Below are 15,469 nucleotides of genomic sequence, written 5' to 3'. Positions count from 1 at the left end.
CCGTCGAACAAAGATTTCTGGGGCACAATGGAAACGAGAAAATGTTCCTCAAGTCCTGGCTCATCGCTCTGCTTACCTCAATGGATTATTGTCAGTTTGAGCCACTTCAAAAAGTGAGATGCTCCCCAATAAATCATCCTTTGGGCGTCTACAGATTATCCTTTGGTGTACGGAAAGCCGCCCTACACTTGTACATATAGTTTATTCATCCTTTAATTGGCATTTGTAAATTAGATAATTAATAGTTGCTAGTACTATTTTCATGCCAAAACCTGCCCTTTACCTAGATTTTATCATTTGGATACAATCATATTTTTAAACAACTCCTGTAGTATAAATATCATCGAATTGTTAATTTTTAATAAAATAAAAATGCATTTTACCTCTTAAGAGAGGGTAATTTCCCTACTTAGATAGACGAAATATCTAGAAATAAAGGTATAAGATATTGAGAAGATTCTTAAGAAAGTTTGTGTTTTAAGTAAGTTTTTAGTGCATGGTTGATCGATTACAAGCACTATTTAAACTCAAAAGACACACTTTTAATTCAAGTCTTATTTTTAGGAGGTTTGTGATGCGAATTGCTCAGATAGCTCCACTATGGGAAAGAGTACCACCTCCAGCTTATGGTGGTGTAGAGCTAGTAGTAGGACTGCTAACTGATGAATTAGTCAGACGCGGACACGAAGTCACCCTATTTGCATCGGGAGATTCTATCAGTCTGGCGAAAATCTTGTCAGTTCATCCTCGTGCCTTAAGACTCGATTCTACTATCAAGGATTACAGCATCTATGAGATGCTGAATCTAGCTTCAGTGTATGAACGGGCAGAAGAATTTGATATTATTCACTCCCATACGGGGCATGGGCCACTAGCGTGTGCAAAGCTTGTCAAAACTCCTACAGTTCACACGTTGCACGGTATTTTTACCCCTGATAACGAAAAAATATTTAGTTATGGGAAAGATCAACCCTTCGTTAGTATTTCTAATGCACAGCGGGAACCAAGGTTAGGGCTGAACTATTTAACGACAGTCTACAATGGGATTGATGTTAGTAGTTATGAGTTTCACGCTCAATCTGAAGATCCTCCATATTTAGCATTTTTGGGTCGTATATCTCCAGAGAAGGGAACGCACTTAGCAATAGGAATTGCAAAACAATCTGGTTGGCATTTAAAAATGGCAGGTAAAATTGATGCCGTTGATGTGGAATACTTTGAGAAGGAAATCAAACCGCAGATTGACGGTAAGCAAATTGAGTATCTAGGTGAAGCTAACCATGCTCAAAAAAATGCTCTTATGGGAGGTGCAGTAGCGACTCTGTTCCCCATCACTTGGCGAGAACCATTTGGGTTAGTGATGATTGAGTCAATGGCTTCAGGTACTCCAGTAATTGCCATGAAATTGGGTTCTACTGAAGAAGTAATTTCCCACGGGAAGACGGGTTTGCTTTGCAATAATACTCAAGAGTTCATCAGTGCAATTGATCAGATAACAAAATTAGACCGCTATGCTTGTCGCAAGTATGTTGAGAACCGCTTTAGCATTCAGCAAATGACTGATGGCTATGAAGCGGTTTATCAACAAGTTTTAGCAGAGAAATTTGCTCAAAATGGGCATTTCCGTAGTTTAGCTAGTTTAGCTAATAGTCCTACGTAGTTGGTCTAAACTTTTTTGAACTGTGCTCTAATCGTTTCTATGCGTTGACGATTGACACCCAAATCACTCTGACCCAAGCGTGAGGCTGAGCGAACCTGGATCAGATTAGCTTTCCGGTCTAGATAGAACTCTACATCATCCACAAATCCCATCAAAGCACTCTTGAATTCCGCATACAAATAATCCTGACTTTCAGTAATTATTTTAGTTCTGGGTAAGGATTGAATGATACCTTTAAGAGTAGCGATCGCCCGCTCTGGGGTAGATGTGAAAGTCAAAGGTGCAATTTGGTGGGTTGCGTCTGAACTCTGGCTAGAAACACAGTTAGGGGAGTTGGGACAGGGTGCTAATTTTCCATTACTAACACCTAAATTACTCGGTCGTTTACCTGCAAAAACCATAATCTTGTTTGTTGATATTTGAATAAATACACTGTTACATATTTAAGTTACCTTAAGGTTGTTGGTGAGGCATTAGTTTGTAGGTTAAAGTTTGTTTGTTGTTAATTAAGTCAATTAACAATTTTCATATCACTCAAGAATTTTACGTGCATATAACTGCGATCGCACTTGCTCCATTACTGGTAAAATTTACAGAATGCGAGAACTTTATCCAGCGATCGAACCTTACCTCGAAGGTAGTTTACAGGTTTGCGACCTTCATACTATCCATTTTGAAGAGTCAGGCAACCCGCTAGGCCAGCCAATCGTTTTGCTACATGGTGGCCCTGGTGGTGGATGCCCACCCTTTTATCGACAATATTTCAATCCAGAAAAATGGCGATTGGTGATGTTTGACCAACGCGGTTGTGGTCAAAGTACACCCCATGCTGAATTACGGGAAAATACCACTTGGGATTTAGTAAATGATATTGAAAAACTGCGCCAATATTTAGGTATTGAAAAGTGGGTAGTCTTCGGTGGTAGTTGGGGCAGCACTTTATCATTGGCTTACAGTCAAACCCATCCCTCTCGATGCACGGGACTAATTCTACGTGGCATCTTTATGTTAAGACAAAAAGAGTTGCAATGGTTCTACCAAGAAGGTGCTAGCTATATTTTTCCTGAAGCTTGGGAAGAATATTTAAAACCAATTCCCATTGCTGAGCGAGATGATTTAATCACTGCATATTACAAACGCTTAACCAGTCCAGATTTAGAAATTCAATTAACAGCAGCGCGTGCTTGGTCGATTTGGGAAGCTAGTACAAGTAGACTTTTCTTAGATCCAGACCTCATGCAAAAGTTTGGTGAGAGTGAATTTGCCTCAGCTTTCGCTCGTATTGAATGCCATTATTTTATTAATAAAGGATTTTTTAAAACAGAAAATCAATTACTTTTAAATGTTGACCGTATTCGCCACATTCCTACTGTAATTGTTCAGGGACGTTATGATGTAGTTTGTCCGATGATATCAGCTTGGGAATTACATCGTGCTTGGCCCGAAGCTGAATTTCTTGTAGTTCCTGACGCCGGACATTCCATGAGTGAACCAGGAATTACCAGCGCCTTAATTGAAGCAACTGATAAACTTTAACTCCTGAGAAAAACTGCTAAATGAGGAGTCAAGAGTCAAGAGTCAAGAGTCAAGAGTCAAGAGTCAAGAGTCAAGAGTCGAAAGTTAGTATTTATTCCCTTTGTCCTTCTTGTTCCCGGTTGTTGAGCGGCTTGTCCTGAGTGGATATTGGCTTCGCTCGATAACCGTAGCCGTAGGAAGTCGAAACATTACTCCCCCTGCTCCTCTGTCTGCTAACTCATAACTCCTGACTTCGGCTGACTGCTAACTTCTAAAGGCAAGAAAATAGTCAACACTTCGCCATAGTGGGGACGCTGGCGCACAATCAGTTTCCCACCGATCGCCTGAAATAAATGCTTAGTGGCAGCAATATTCAAACTAATCGTACCGGTTTCCGGTTGGAACATCAGCAGTTGACCAAGAGCTTTACGAATCGGCGGTGGTGCAGGTATTGCAGCTTTGCTTGTATCTTTGCGTTGAAGTTGAGGTGATAGTTGTAACTTTAGTTGATCACCAGCTGGGATAACCTGAACTTGAATATGGCTACCAGACGGTAAGCTGCGGGTGAAATTCTCCATCAAACCAGTGAGTACCTGATCTAGCATCGTGGGATTGCTCACCACCGTTGGTAGTTGCTGAGGCAGAACAACATCCAAAGTCAAGTTTCGCCGATGCGCTGCTTGTTGCCAACGGGGAATGCTCTGCTGCAACACTTGATCCAAAGACATTGGTGTGAGTTGAGTTCTTGAAGATTTTACAGAAGCAGAAGTTTCTAGTTCTGCGGCTTTGAACAGCAACTCCATTCGGTCAATTTGCTCGGTACATTCGTGATCGATAATTTCTAAGCGACTGATCACGTTCGCAGGTAAGTCCCGCCGTTTCAGCAGTAGGCGAGTCATAGTGCGAATCGTTGTCAGGGGAGTGCGGACTTCGTGAGCAAAGGCTTGGAGTAATTCGACATCGGGACGAGGAGAGGAGGGGCAGACGGGGGGAAGGGGAGAAGGAGGGATATTCCCCGTGTCGGCTTCTGGTTCTGGTAATTGTTGAAGTAGTAACTGGCTAAACTGAATTACGGTACGGTAATCTGGTGCTACTGGAGAATACTGTTGTACTAATGCATCTAGATCAGCAAAAAATTCTGGATTAGACAGCATTACCCGTGCTCCTAGCGATCGCCACGCCTGCTGCACTACTTCTGGCTCAAAGGAGAATGAGAACGTTTTTTTACCGTTCTTGTGTTCTGCTAAAACTAGTACTAATCTAAATTTATCTGTAAAAACCAAGCAAAACTGCTCAGATGCCAACGGATCGGCAGGTAGTAAAGGTAGCACCGACTCTTGAGGAGCGATTTGATCTACAGTTGCGTTGGCGTAGCCCAAGCCAGGTATCGCAGTTGGCATTTGAAATGGCATTAATGCCAAGGGATTAAATGGTTTTGCTGTAAAAGTTACCGTCTGCAAACTTTGAGTCAATTTTGGCTGACTAAATAGAGGTGCTGGTGCAGCTAAAACTAATCCTTGGGTTGCATCAAGGGAAGTTGCTAAAGTATTTAATAGCAGATGTTCTGTTGCTGCTAGGCTAACGCGCCATTGCTGCTCTGCTTTAGCAGGTGAATATTCAACCACACTTGATTGACTTTCGGCTAAAACTTCGCTCAGACTTGGCAAGATCCATTCGTACACAGATTTTCACCCCTTGATTCAACAGCGACTAACAGCATATAGGGTAGGCATTTCACTACTACTTACGAGGTTATAGTGATTTGTGTGCTCGTGACAGTCGTAGAACCGAACAATTCGGGCGCAATTTCCCCTATTGGTGCTGGCGTTGGTGCAGCGGCTGGTGGATTGTTGGGTGGACTCATGGGATTGGGAGTTCCAATTGACCGTCGAGATAGCACCACCTAGATTTCTTTAAATAGACCTATTGCAAGTTCATAAGTTTTGAATTGCTGAGATCTAATCTTACCAAAGCTCTGCTTGCTCACTAAAGTTCTGAGTGTCGAGAGCCACTGCTCAGACTTCTCTATACATTTCAATTTCAACTCTCAACTATCCATAGTTTTATCCAAAGCTAAAATAATATTTTTATTGTGTTGTTTATTCAGATGTAGCATTTGTTATTTGAATAGAAGATATATAAAGATTAGTTTTTATATTTATTTAAATTTTACTTCTCATGTATAAAATCATTTACTGAGAATATCTTTTACCTTAATTGTTTCCAAAACATTGCCACAATAAGGCAATAAAATTTTGAATTAGAATCGCCAAATCTTTCCAAATCTGATAACATCGAGTCACCGCTGTGGGGCGGCATAATCTACCTTAGGAATAAAATCGATAGATAGCTAAAATCATTGTGCAAAGCCCTACTCAGATGTAGCCGTCGGTAAAATTGAATTGGCGCTTCTATTCTAATAACTGGCTTCAACCTTTCAGCCTCAAGAAGTCGTCCAAGCTTCAATTTTCATCAACAGAAGTACTTGGTTCCTCATTCCTCACTTCTGTAATTTCACATTTAATTGTTTTTTAACATTTGCTCCTCACCATGACACACAGATCAATTAATCGCTTCAATTACTCAATTCGGAGATAGATAATGAATAAGCTAATTCTGTTTCTAGCTAGTAGCATTCTGGTTGTTAGTACCTTTGGCTGCCAAGAGGTTCCTAAGACTGGTTCAGAAACTCCTAGCACTACTAGTGAAGCTGCTCAAGCTCCGGCAAAATCGGCTTCTCAAACAACTCAAACTACAGATAAAACTACCAAAATTCCAGGAACACAAACGACTCCTTCAGTAGCTAGCACAGATACTAAAGCTAAAATTGATTCAGCAAAAACAGGAGTAACAAAATCTACCACCTCTGCTACTAAAGCCGGAGGCGATTTAAAAACTGAAGTTAGCAAAAAGTTGAAGGAAGTTTTACCAGGCAATAAGTTAGAGATTGAAAACAAAGAAGGTCAGATTGTCCTCAAAGGCACAGCTACTTCCCAAGAAGAACTCCAGAAAGCTGAAACCTTAATCAAAGCAGTTCAAGGCGTGAAAAATGTGAAGGTGGAAGCGAAAGTTGAACCTGTAAAAAAGTCCTAGAACTGGAAACTAGGGACTAGGTACTGGGTACTAGGAGGACGAGGGGGAATTATTGAGTAGATATCTCCCTTGTCTGTTCCCAATCCCTGATAGCCGATATCTTGAATTAGTTAGCGTCAAATATAGAACCCAGTACCTACGCAACTGGCACACAAGGCTTCTGGTATAAGAGTCAAGGGTCAAGGGTCAAGGGGAGCCACTGCGCCCTTGCGGCTCTTTTGACTTAAAGCAAGTGGCGTTCAAGAATCAAGGTTTTTTGGACTTTTGACCTTTGACTCTGGACAACCTCTGGCGTTAAAAATATGACACTTGCGTAAGTCCTGCCTATATATAGATATCTCGCTTATGAATTAGATAGATGTTTATTAAATGCATAGTGTAAAGAATCGTTACCGGATCTGATTAGCCTGCACTCCATAGGGAGAATTGCTGTATTTTGATGCATTATTGCTGGGTTCATCCCACTCTAATAACGGCTGAGTTAGGGGTGTCTAGCCAATTCAGTATCAAAGACTAAATATGAGGGTACTTGTGAATCCAAAAGGTTATCTACTTTGCTTACCTGCATCGAAGAAAGTGAGTGCGTATAAAACAATTGCGATCGCTTGTCTGAGTTTGATGTTTCCTATATTTATGCCTGATGTAGCTGCGGCGGAAACTGTAATGCAAAAAGTGGCGCGGACGGGTATACTAACTGCTGGGACTAGTAAAGATGCGCTTCCCTTTGCCTCTTCTGACAATCAAGGGAAATTGACTGGTTATTCTGTGGATATGCTAACTCTCATTAAAGAACAGTTAGAAAAAGAATTGGGCAAAAAAATCCAACTGAAATTAGTCGCACTTACCCCAGCAGAACGTATTCCCCAAATAGTTAACCGACAGGTTGATATTGTTTGCGACGCTACTAGCTTTACATGGCAACGGGATAAAAAAGTCGATTTTTCGGTCAGCTATGGTATTACTGGCACTCAGTTATTGGTCAAGAAGGAGAGTAATCTGGTTTCTGCTGAATCCTTAATTAATAAGCGAATTGGTGTGCTGGCACAAACCACTAATGAGCAGGCAATTAAGCGGGTACAGCCGAAAGCTACACTGGTGTACTTGAAGACTAGGGCGGAGGGATTTGCTGCTTTACAACAGGGCAAAATTGATGCTTTCGCATCCGATAGTATCCTGTTGGAGGGATGGTTGCAAAAAGCGAAAAATTCTGATGCTTTTGCGATCGCTCCTGATCGCCCTCTTTCACAAGAAGGGATTGCTTGCATGGTTCCTGAAGATAATTCTAAATTTCTCGACTCAGTAAACTACTCACTTGTCAAGTTCATGCAAGGATTGGTGAATGGCAATCAACGATATGTCGCTATTTTTGATCGCTCGTTCGGTTCACAAGGAGCGGTTTTTCTCAATCGCGATTTACGAGATTTATTTTTAGAAACCATGCAACTGGTTATAGAATTCCGTGAAGAGATTCCCAAAAGTGACTTGTAAATTTATATGATCTGTGCAGATATCTACTGTATGCCGCTACTGGTTAATTAACTTTTCCTCTGGATGATTCAGCATCAATTGGTTTAATTAGGTAAGTCTGCAACAGATGCCAAACTATGGAGACTATCAGGGGTAATTTTTGGCAGAATTTGACAATTTGTGAGCGTAGCTTGCCGCCGTAGGCATCGCTCTGACTAATCTCTACTAGTTTCAGATTAAGCTCTGAACATCGCTCTAACCGTCGGAAAAACTTAGGGTGATTTGTATTCAAAATCAGGGGAAATGCCCGTGCAGCAGTGTTATTCGTCTCTTGAATGACTCTGGTATTATATTCGCGCGGGTTTATTCCAATGGATTGATAAAACGTTGCCCGTTCAAATACGGTCAAAGTATGGGTAGCAAATACGCTCAACAAGAAGAAACGTACCCACAACCGCGCTTTCCAATTGTTCCATAGTTGAGGTTGCGATAACAGCAGCGCTTTGAAAAAATCCCCATGCCGATTTTCATCCTGACACCAACTCTCAAACTTACCGAACAGTGGATAAATTTGATGTTCTGGATGTTTTTCCATGTGGCGATACACCAGAATGTAGCGCCAGTAGCCAATTTTCTCAGATAAGTAGACTGTGTAAATTATCCACTCTGGCGGAAAAAAGGTATAAGTACGATTTTTAGTTAAATAACTCAAGTCAAGCGAAAGATTAAAATCGGCCATTGACTTGTTCAAAAATCCCGCATGGCGTGCTTCATCCCGTGCCATAAAGTTAAAGGCTTCCGCCAGGATGGGGTTACGGTTTTTCAGTTGGCGCGATAACTCTTTGAACAGCAAAAACCCAGAAAACTCTGAAGTACAAGAGCGTTCTAAAAAGTCAATGAAAGCGCGGCGCGTTTCCCCATCAATGTGATCCCAACACTGCTGAAATTCTTCATCGCGCACAAAGTGATGGCGGTTATAGTCTGCTCGTAATTCCTCTACAATTGCCCGTAACTCAGTCTCTTGCGCCGAAATATCTAACTGCGCCATCGCCTCAAAGTCAGTGGTGTAAAACCGAGGTGTTAATAATGTTTCTTGAACAGGTGCTTTCACACCTGGCTTCAGAAACTTAGGTTGAGAGGTTTCTAGAGACTTAACCATAAAAATCCTTCTATTGTTTTATCCTTTAAAATTTATATAACCATAAAAAGTTATTAATGGACATCAGTTAAATTATTGAAAGTAAATTGTGAGAAATAACCTAATTGCCTACAGTTTTAGGAGAGTTGAAATGCCTAGCCATAATCAGTTTTGTAACTGCTCAACTAAAATGTGATTCAGTATGAAAAGCAGATAAATCTAAAGAAATATTAATAATTTTATAGTTCTGCAAATATTAATAGTTAAATAATTTTATAGTCAAGAAAAATAGCTGACATCTGTATTAGCGGTGGTATTTGCTAGATGGCGTAATGTAGATCCGCTCTAAACCTAGAATAACAATCTTTTAACTCTGGCATTGACTGTGAAATGGCAAATTTCCTGAGTCGATAACTGATCATAAACCTTGCGCTTGAACATGAAGGAAGCAACTCAATGGTTTTTCTACTACCTGGTGTCAAATTTAATTTGGATATGATCAAAAAGTATGACACTCGCGCACCCAGATACACCAGTTACCCACCCGCTACAGAGTTAAACGAAACATTCACTCAAATTGATTTTGAAGCTGCGATCGCCGCCTCGAATCAACGCAAATCTCCACTTTCGTTGTATTTTCATATACCTTTTTGCCAAAGTGCTTGCTATTTCTGTGGCTGTAACACGGTAATTTCTAACAACAAGAAAATTGCCGAACCTTACGTGGAATATTTAGTTCAAGACATTAAGAACACCTCAGCTTTAATCGATCCACAAAGAAAAGTGCTTCAGATTCATTGGGGAGGCGGTACTCCTAATTATTTAGAACGTGATCAGGTAGAATTCTTGTGGAAAAACATCAATCGCTACTTTAACATTGATCCACAAGCAGAGATTTCAATTGAAATTAATCCCCGCTATATTGATAGAAACTACATTCTTTTTCTCAGACAGATTGGGTTTAATCGCATTAGTTTTGGCATCCAAGATTTTAATCGCCAAGTTCAAGTAGCTGTGAACCGTGTCCAGCCTGAAGAAATGTTGTTTGATGTCATGAGCTGGATCAAAGAAGCCAAATTTGAAAGCGTGAATGTAGATTTAATTTATGGTCTACCTTATCAAACCTGCGAGACATTTCGGGAAACGGTGAAAAAAACTATTGAATTAGATCCTGATCGAATTGTTGTTTTTAACTTTGCTTATGTACCGTGGTTGAAACCGACGCAAAAAAATATTCCTCAAGAGGCTTTACCAGTATCACAAGAAAAGTTAGAAATTTTGAAAATGACCATTGAAGAACTAACAAGTAACCAATATCTATTTATTGGTATGGATCATTTTGCAAAAACTAATGATGAACTAGCGATCGCTCAACGTAATGGTACTCTCAAACGTAACTTCCAGGGGTACACTACCCACGCTGAAACAGAACTATTTGGTTTTGGTGCCACCTCAATCAGTATGCTAGAAGATGCTTATGCTCAAAACCACAAGCAATTAAAGGATTATTATCAGGCAATGGCAGCAGGTGTTTTACCAATTAGTAAAGGCATTAAGCTAACTCAGGATGATATGATAAGACGAGATGTGATTATGTTCATCATGTCTCACTTTCAGCTTCATAAACAAGATATTGAAAATAAATATCACATTAGCTTTGATGAATATTTCTCTGAAGAATTAGAAGCATTAAAGCCACTAGAAGCAGATGGCTTAGTCGGTTTATCAACAAACTACATCCAAATCACAGACATTGGCAGATTATTAGTAAGAAATATTGCTGTGATATTTGATAACCATACTAAAATGCAAGAAACAACTTTTTCCCGCGCCATTTGATCCTAATTATCTAAATGTTTGTCATAATGTTGACGACTCAATCGCAAGTTTTAAACTTGGTTGAGTCGTTAATATTATATTGCAATTAAACTATCAATAAAATGGATATCGAGAAAGGCTTTTTGTGAAATTTTAGATGCCATCGCATCTGCCAGTTAACGAATGATAAACTCATCATAAAACCTCGATATAAAAAGGCTTTCAAGCCTGTTTATTGCCATAAATATACCTGATATCTCCAAAAAGTTAGACAATATGTTTATTTCTGAAGATGGATACACAAATCCCTTATTCATTATTTTAATTTTTTTGAGTATAAATCATTAAGCTAAATACTCTACAACCCAATATTTAAATTGGAATAATCATAAATAAATATTTTTAACTACAACTTAATTTCAATGTAACCTTTTTTCTATAACTTTTGGATTTAGAATTTATCTCATCTGGTAGAAACTATTGTAAAGCAGGATTGATAACTTATATACAGATGTGAGTTATGAGCAGATTTTCAAGGAAATCATGAACATCATTGTTTGGGTAGTATTGGGACTTTTAGCTGGTGCGATCGCCAAAGCTATTTACCCTGGCTATCAAGGTGGTGGAATTTTATCCACGATGGTTTTGGGTATTGTTGGTGCTTTTATTGGCGGAAGTCTGTTGACATTATTACAAACAGGAACTCTACAACTGACAGCAACTGGTTTAAGTGTTACTGGTATTTTAGTTGCTGTACTTGGTGCAATTATTGCCATATACCTATGGGGACTCCTGAGAAGAAGCAGTAATGCATAACAACTGATTAGCAGTTGCCAACTATTAGATGAATCGTGTTTGATTAGGTCTTTTAGTTCACCAGTCTGAAAATTCCTAAAATCTGTATTTAGGCAGATGGGACTGGAAAAACACTCAAAGATAATAGCTTAGCTAATCCATTCTGTCACATCATTATTTCTAGAAAAGGAAGCGTATGTTTTTTCACAAAAAAGAACCTATCCATGCTGTTCAAGTAGGTGAGCCAAATCCTCGTTTTGCTCAGTTACTATTAGAGCAATTTGGTGGGGCGACTGGAGAGCTTAGTGCTGCACTACAATATTGGGTACAATCTTTTCATGTCGAAAACGCTGGCATTAAAGACATGCTCCAAGATATAGCTATTGAAGAGTTTGGGCATTTAGAAATGGTTGGCAAACTCATCGAAGCTCATACCAAAAATACTGATCAAACAGAAGCTTACAAAAGCACTCTATTTGCTATTAGAGGTATAGGCCCTCATTTTCTAGATAGTCAGGGTAATGCTTGGACTGCAAACTACTTAAATGAGGGTGGAGATGTAGTGCGTGATTTAAGAGCTAATATTGCAGCTGAAGCTGGCGCTCGTCAAACTTACGAAGAGTTGATTAAGCTGTCTACTGATCAACAAACCAAAGAGGCTTTAGTTCACCTATTAACACGAGAAATTTCTCATACCCAGATGTTTATGAAGGCTCTAGATTCTCTAGGGAAGTTGACAGATCCATTCTTTGGTAACATCAAGCCTGATGAAACTGTAGCTCTGTACTATAATCTATCTTCCTATGGAAATGGGAATGGAAATGGTAAGGATGAGCGAGGCCCTTGGAATTCTGAGCCAACATTCAAGTACGTTGCTAACCCATCAGAAAGTAGCTCTTAATTCAATAGATTCAGTAAGAACGTAAATTGACTTGAGGTACAACTCTCATTAACACGTTCTTACTTGAAACTATCAAAAAGAAGGTGGGCAATGTCCACCTTCTTTTTAAATTTTTATCCTCATTTGAGGGTTTTTTGTGTTGAAAAATTTCCTCCAAGAATCCTTTAGACGTTTAATCTGAAGTTGATTTCGCTATTACCCCCAACTGCAAACCTGGCGGATAACTACCTTCCTCTTTGATTTGTTTAATTTCAGCATCCGTTATCCGCAAATTTAGCTTTTGCGCCAACACCTGTACAACATCTCCCCGATCAATTACACCAGCTACAGCGCCAGCGGGAGAAAGCACAGTAATCCGAGGTAACTGCTCATTTTCCAACTTGTTAATCACATCAGCTAGGGAAGTTGACTCAGTAACTGTGGGTATTTCTGTCAGGGGATGCACAATACTGTGTAGAGTCTGGGTTTCCCATTGACTTCTTTCAGTTAGACGTAAATCGTTAATGGAAACCATACCTCGGTAACGTCCATCAGAAGCTGCAAAATAAATCTGGGGAGGAGCAGTTTCTAATAGGTATGAATCGGCAAAGGAACGCAATGTCTGATCAGCATCAACAACGCGAAAATCACGAGTCATAGCATCGGTGGCTAACAGCTTGAGCAAAGTTTCTTGCAATGTAGTCACCCGGTCATAGCTGTTGGCATTTCGGATACCAAACCAACCCAACAGAGCAATCCATAAACCAACCGCCAATTCCCTGGTCAAGAAATCTATCGCAAATCCCAAGGCGATCGCACTGTAACCCAAAATTTGCCCCGCCTTTGCAGCCCAGTGTACGGCTTGATAACGATTACCTGTTGCTTGCCATAGTGCTGCTTTTAACACTTGTCCCCCATCTAAAGGTAAGCCAGGAATCATGTTAAACACTGCTACAACTAAGTTGATTCGTGCTAAATCTCCGACCATTACACTGACTGGGCTAGTATCCGGAATAACAGTAGCTCCGAGACGCAGCAGGAAAAACAGTATGATACTCACCAATGGCCCAGCGATCGCTACTTGAAATGCTTTTCCTGGAGTTTTGGATTCTTCTTCTATAGCAGCAATACCACCAAACAGAAACAGGGTAATCGAGTTGACTTTAATGCCTTGCGATCGTGCTACCAAGCTATGACCTAACTCATGTAATAACACCGAACCAAATAGCAGCAGCGCCATCACCATACCAGCGCTCCAAGCAATCACAGTCCCCCATTCTTGATAAGCCACCCCAAAATTAAGGGTCGCCAGCCCTAAAATCACAAACCACAACGGATCTAAAAATAGGGGAATTCCAAATAAAGATCCAATTTTCCAATTTGTTTGCATTACATTGTCCTAAAGCTAAATATCGCCAGCAATTCTTATAGCGTCATTTTTAGTACATTTTTATACACCAAATTACCTGGCAATTAATTTCAGCAGTGCCGAAGCGTAAGATGCTCTAACTTCTAGAATAGACAATTACTGCCAGTAATCAAAACTTAATGCTTGCAGGCAATGTGAGCAATTTGGAGCAGCGGAACATGAGGGAGCAGGGAAGAGGGGCATCTTAGTAATAACATCAATAAAATGATGGTTCTTTCTCCTGCATGAGTAAACTGATTGAGTATAGAGGGTGAATTTATACCATCTTTGAAGGCAAGTACACCTTTGCTGATGAAGTAGTTAAATCTTCCCGCAAAGGGAAGGTTAATACTTCCCTCCTCAGTTAGAACAACTAAATGAAAGCTGACTTGGCTAATACTCACGAGTTATCTTGCTGGAGAAAGAACCAGAATCGTTTTTGGGGTTTTGTATTTCTTGAAACGTTATGAGTAACGTCTCTGTCATCCCAAAACTACAGACGCCCGATATTAGTGAGTCCTAAAACGATGCCAACACCGATAACATGACCAAAAGCCATCGCTGCGACGAATGTTGGAATACTGACTGGCAAAATCGGGAACTTAGGCCCAACTAGGGGTTTTTCAATTCTAGTACTTAGCAAAAGAACTACTAAGCAACTGACACTGATGATAATCCCCACGGTGGGACTCCACGCTGGTGTTGGAGGAACAGTTGCAGCGGTTGCTAGTAAGATAGATGAAGTCAAGCTTTTGTCTCCTGAATGAAAAAATAAATGTAAACCTACAAAATTATAAAGTTACTCAGGAAATAAGCGAAAATAATTAGCAAAAATTCGACATTTTTTTTCAGTTCCCAATATATCAAATTTATATGCGCGTTAAGATTTGTGGCATTACTCAACCACAGCAGTCTGTAGCGATCGCCTCTCTTGGCGCAACGGCACTAGGATTTATTTGTGTGCCAACCTCACCTCGCTACGTTACCACATTGCAAATTTGTGCAGCGATCGCACAACTTCCAGAAAATATTGACAGAATTGGTGTTTTTGCTAACGCCAGTATTCCGGAAATCAACCAGATAGTTGTTGATTCTGGGTTGACTGGTGTGCAGTTGCACGGAGATGAGCCACCAGAATTTTGCTACCAGCTGCGTCAATCTCTAACCAACATTGAAATTATTAAAGCGCTTAGAATTAGCAATCTTGAAGATCTTGACACAGCAGCAAATTACAGCAAATACATAGATACTTTACTGCTTGATGCTTATCATCCTCAACAACTGGGTGGTACAGGTCAAACCTTGGATTGGAAAATTTTAGAGCAATTTAGCCCCAGTTGCCCTTGGTTTTTAGCTGGTGGACTAACACCAGATAATATTGTGGAAGCCTTAAATCAGGTTAATCCTAGCGGTATTGATTTATCTAGTGGTGTGGAACATGCACCTGGAGATAAAGATTTAGACAAAGTAGCAAAGTTGTTTGAAAAACTAGGGAGTAGGCATTAGGGAGTAGAGAAAGCAGTGGAAGCAGGCGAAGAAAGAATAATCAATGCCCCATACTTCTCTACGAGAGGCTGCGCCAACGGCTTCTCTACGAGACGCTACCCGTTAGCGGAGCTTTCGCTTTAGCGATACGCTCAGTACAAGTGCCCCATTCCCTAAAAGAATGCTGCTTGGTGACGAATCAAGTTAAAG

The 15,469-nt window shown here is 40.2% G+C and carries 14 protein-coding genes; 9 read left to right on the top strand and 5 right to left on the bottom strand.

Annotation, left to right across the window (positions count from 1 at the left end; genetic code table 11):
* Positions 1 to 574: 574 nt before the first annotated feature.
* On the top strand, positions 575 to 1,660 hold the full coding sequence (locus tag IQ246_RS23075; protein ID WP_194005665.1) for a glycosyltransferase family 4 protein: 1,086 nt from the start codon (positions 575 to 577) through the stop codon (positions 1,658 to 1,660).
* A gap of 5 nt (positions 1,661 to 1,665) precedes the next feature.
* Here the strand turns inward: IQ246_RS23075 and IQ246_RS23070 are convergent, their stop codons facing one another.
* Positions 1,666 to 2,061: a DUF1499 domain-containing protein gene (locus IQ246_RS23070; protein WP_194005664.1), complete on the bottom strand. Its 396-nt coding sequence runs from the start codon at positions 2,059 to 2,061 to the stop codon at positions 1,666 to 1,668.
* A 196-nt stretch (positions 2,062 to 2,257) separates the two neighbouring features.
* Here IQ246_RS23070 and pip point away from each other — a divergent pair, with 196 nt between their 5' ends.
* Positions 2,258 to 3,196, top strand: a complete 939-nt coding sequence (pip, locus tag IQ246_RS23065; protein WP_194005663.1) for a prolyl aminopeptidase — start codon at positions 2,258 to 2,260, stop codon at positions 3,194 to 3,196.
* Positions 3,197 to 3,408: 212 nt separating this feature from the next.
* On the opposite strand, the gene IQ246_RS23060 is transcribed toward pip, so the two are convergent.
* Positions 3,409 to 4,857: a HAMP domain-containing sensor histidine kinase gene (locus tag IQ246_RS23060; protein ID WP_194005662.1), complete on the bottom strand. Its 1,449-nt coding sequence runs from the start codon at positions 4,855 to 4,857 to the stop codon at positions 3,409 to 3,411.
* 90 nt (positions 4,858 to 4,947) lie between these two features.
* On the opposite strand from IQ246_RS23060, the gene IQ246_RS31000 reads away from it, so the two are divergent.
* The 3 genes from IQ246_RS31000 (at position 4,948) to IQ246_RS23050 (ending at position 7,756) form a co-directional block, all read left to right on the top strand.
* Positions 4,948 to 5,082 carry a hypothetical protein gene (locus IQ246_RS31000; RefSeq protein WP_255515625.1) on the top strand — a complete coding sequence of 45 codons (135 nt, stop codon included), beginning with the start codon at positions 4,948 to 4,950 and terminating at the stop codon, positions 5,080 to 5,082.
* Between the two features lie 694 nt (positions 5,083 to 5,776).
* The gene (locus IQ246_RS23055; protein WP_194005661.1) at positions 5,777 to 6,268 is read left to right on the top strand and encodes a BON domain-containing protein; all 492 of its coding nucleotides are present in this window, start codon (positions 5,777 to 5,779) and stop codon (positions 6,266 to 6,268) included.
* A 618-nt stretch (positions 6,269 to 6,886) separates the two neighbouring features.
* Positions 6,887 to 7,756: an amino acid ABC transporter substrate-binding protein gene (locus IQ246_RS23050; RefSeq protein ID WP_244142130.1), complete on the top strand. Its 870-nt coding sequence runs from the start codon at positions 6,887 to 6,889 to the stop codon at positions 7,754 to 7,756.
* Positions 7,757 to 7,799: 43 nt separating this feature from the next.
* Here the strand turns inward: IQ246_RS23050 and acsF are convergent, their stop codons facing one another.
* Positions 7,800 to 8,894: a magnesium-protoporphyrin IX monomethyl ester (oxidative) cyclase gene (gene acsF / locus IQ246_RS23045; RefSeq protein ID WP_194005659.1), complete on the bottom strand. Its 1,095-nt coding sequence runs from the start codon at positions 8,892 to 8,894 to the stop codon at positions 7,800 to 7,802.
* 435 nt (positions 8,895 to 9,329) lie between these two features.
* Between acsF and hemN the strand changes: the two genes are divergently transcribed.
* From hemN to IQ246_RS23030, 3 genes are all read left to right on the top strand, one after another.
* Positions 9,330 to 10,712, top strand: coding sequence for an oxygen-independent coproporphyrinogen III oxidase (gene hemN, locus IQ246_RS23040; protein WP_194005658.1), 1,383 nt, complete (start codon positions 9,330 to 9,332; stop codon positions 10,710 to 10,712).
* Positions 10,713 to 11,234: 522 nt separating this feature from the next.
* Complete coding sequence (locus tag IQ246_RS23035) at positions 11,235 to 11,507, top strand: GlsB/YeaQ/YmgE family stress response membrane protein (protein ID WP_194005657.1); 273 nt, start codon at positions 11,235 to 11,237, stop codon at positions 11,505 to 11,507.
* Positions 11,508 to 11,682: 175 nt separating this feature from the next.
* Positions 11,683 to 12,387, top strand: coding sequence for a manganese catalase family protein (locus tag IQ246_RS23030; RefSeq protein ID WP_194005656.1), 705 nt, complete (start codon positions 11,683 to 11,685; stop codon positions 12,385 to 12,387).
* Positions 12,388 to 12,559: 172 nt separating this feature from the next.
* On the opposite strand, the gene IQ246_RS23025 is transcribed toward IQ246_RS23030, so the two are convergent.
* Positions 12,560 to 13,756: a site-2 protease family protein gene (locus IQ246_RS23025; protein ID WP_194005655.1), complete on the bottom strand. Its 1,197-nt coding sequence runs from the start codon at positions 13,754 to 13,756 to the stop codon at positions 12,560 to 12,562.
* A gap of 511 nt (positions 13,757 to 14,267) precedes the next feature.
* Positions 14,268 to 14,522 (bottom strand): photosystem I reaction center subunit PsaK, encoded by a 255-nt coding sequence (psaK, locus tag IQ246_RS23020; RefSeq protein ID WP_193197594.1) that lies wholly within the window; start codon positions 14,520 to 14,522, stop codon positions 14,268 to 14,270.
* Positions 14,523 to 14,647: 125 nt separating this feature from the next.
* Here psaK and IQ246_RS23015 point away from each other — a divergent pair, with 125 nt between their 5' ends.
* Positions 14,648 to 15,280 carry a phosphoribosylanthranilate isomerase gene (locus IQ246_RS23015; protein WP_194005654.1) on the top strand — a complete coding sequence of 211 codons (633 nt, stop codon included), beginning with the start codon at positions 14,648 to 14,650 and terminating at the stop codon, positions 15,278 to 15,280.
* Positions 15,281 to 15,469 lie beyond the last annotated feature (189 nt).

Origin of the sequence: aff. Roholtiella sp. LEGE 12411 (genome assembly GCF_015206995.1) — a bacterium.
GTDB lineage: Bacteria > Cyanobacteriota > Cyanobacteriia > Cyanobacteriales > Nostocaceae > Komarekiella.
This window is presented reverse-complemented; position numbering and strand designations above follow the sequence as displayed.

Coding starts and splice junctions, on each gene's coding strand:
- IQ246_RS23055 (WP_194005661.1), top strand. CDS start 5,777: ATGAATAAGCTAATTCTGTTTCTAGCTAGTAGCATTCTGGTTGTTAGT.
- IQ246_RS23025 (WP_194005655.1), bottom strand. CDS start 13,756: ATGCAAACAAATTGGAAAATTGGATCTTTATTTGGAATTCCCCTATTT.
- IQ246_RS23035 (WP_194005657.1), top strand. CDS start 11,235: ATGAACATCATTGTTTGGGTAGTATTGGGACTTTTAGCTGGTGCGATC.
- IQ246_RS23015 (WP_194005654.1), top strand. CDS start 14,648: ATGCGCGTTAAGATTTGTGGCATTACTCAACCACAGCAGTCTGTAGCG.
- hemN (WP_194005658.1), top strand. CDS start 9,330: ATGGTTTTTCTACTACCTGGTGTCAAATTTAATTTGGATATGATCAAA.
- IQ246_RS23075 (WP_194005665.1), top strand. CDS start 575: ATGCGAATTGCTCAGATAGCTCCACTATGGGAAAGAGTACCACCTCCA.
- acsF (WP_194005659.1), bottom strand. CDS start 8,894: ATGGTTAAGTCTCTAGAAACCTCTCAACCTAAGTTTCTGAAGCCAGGT.
- IQ246_RS23050 (WP_244142130.1), top strand. CDS start 6,887: ATGTTTCCTATATTTATGCCTGATGTAGCTGCGGCGGAAACTGTAATG.
- IQ246_RS23070 (WP_194005664.1), bottom strand. CDS start 2,061: ATGGTTTTTGCAGGTAAACGACCGAGTAATTTAGGTGTTAGTAATGGA.
- IQ246_RS23030 (WP_194005656.1), top strand. CDS start 11,683: ATGTTTTTTCACAAAAAAGAACCTATCCATGCTGTTCAAGTAGGTGAG.
- pip (WP_194005663.1), top strand. CDS start 2,258: ATGCGAGAACTTTATCCAGCGATCGAACCTTACCTCGAAGGTAGTTTA.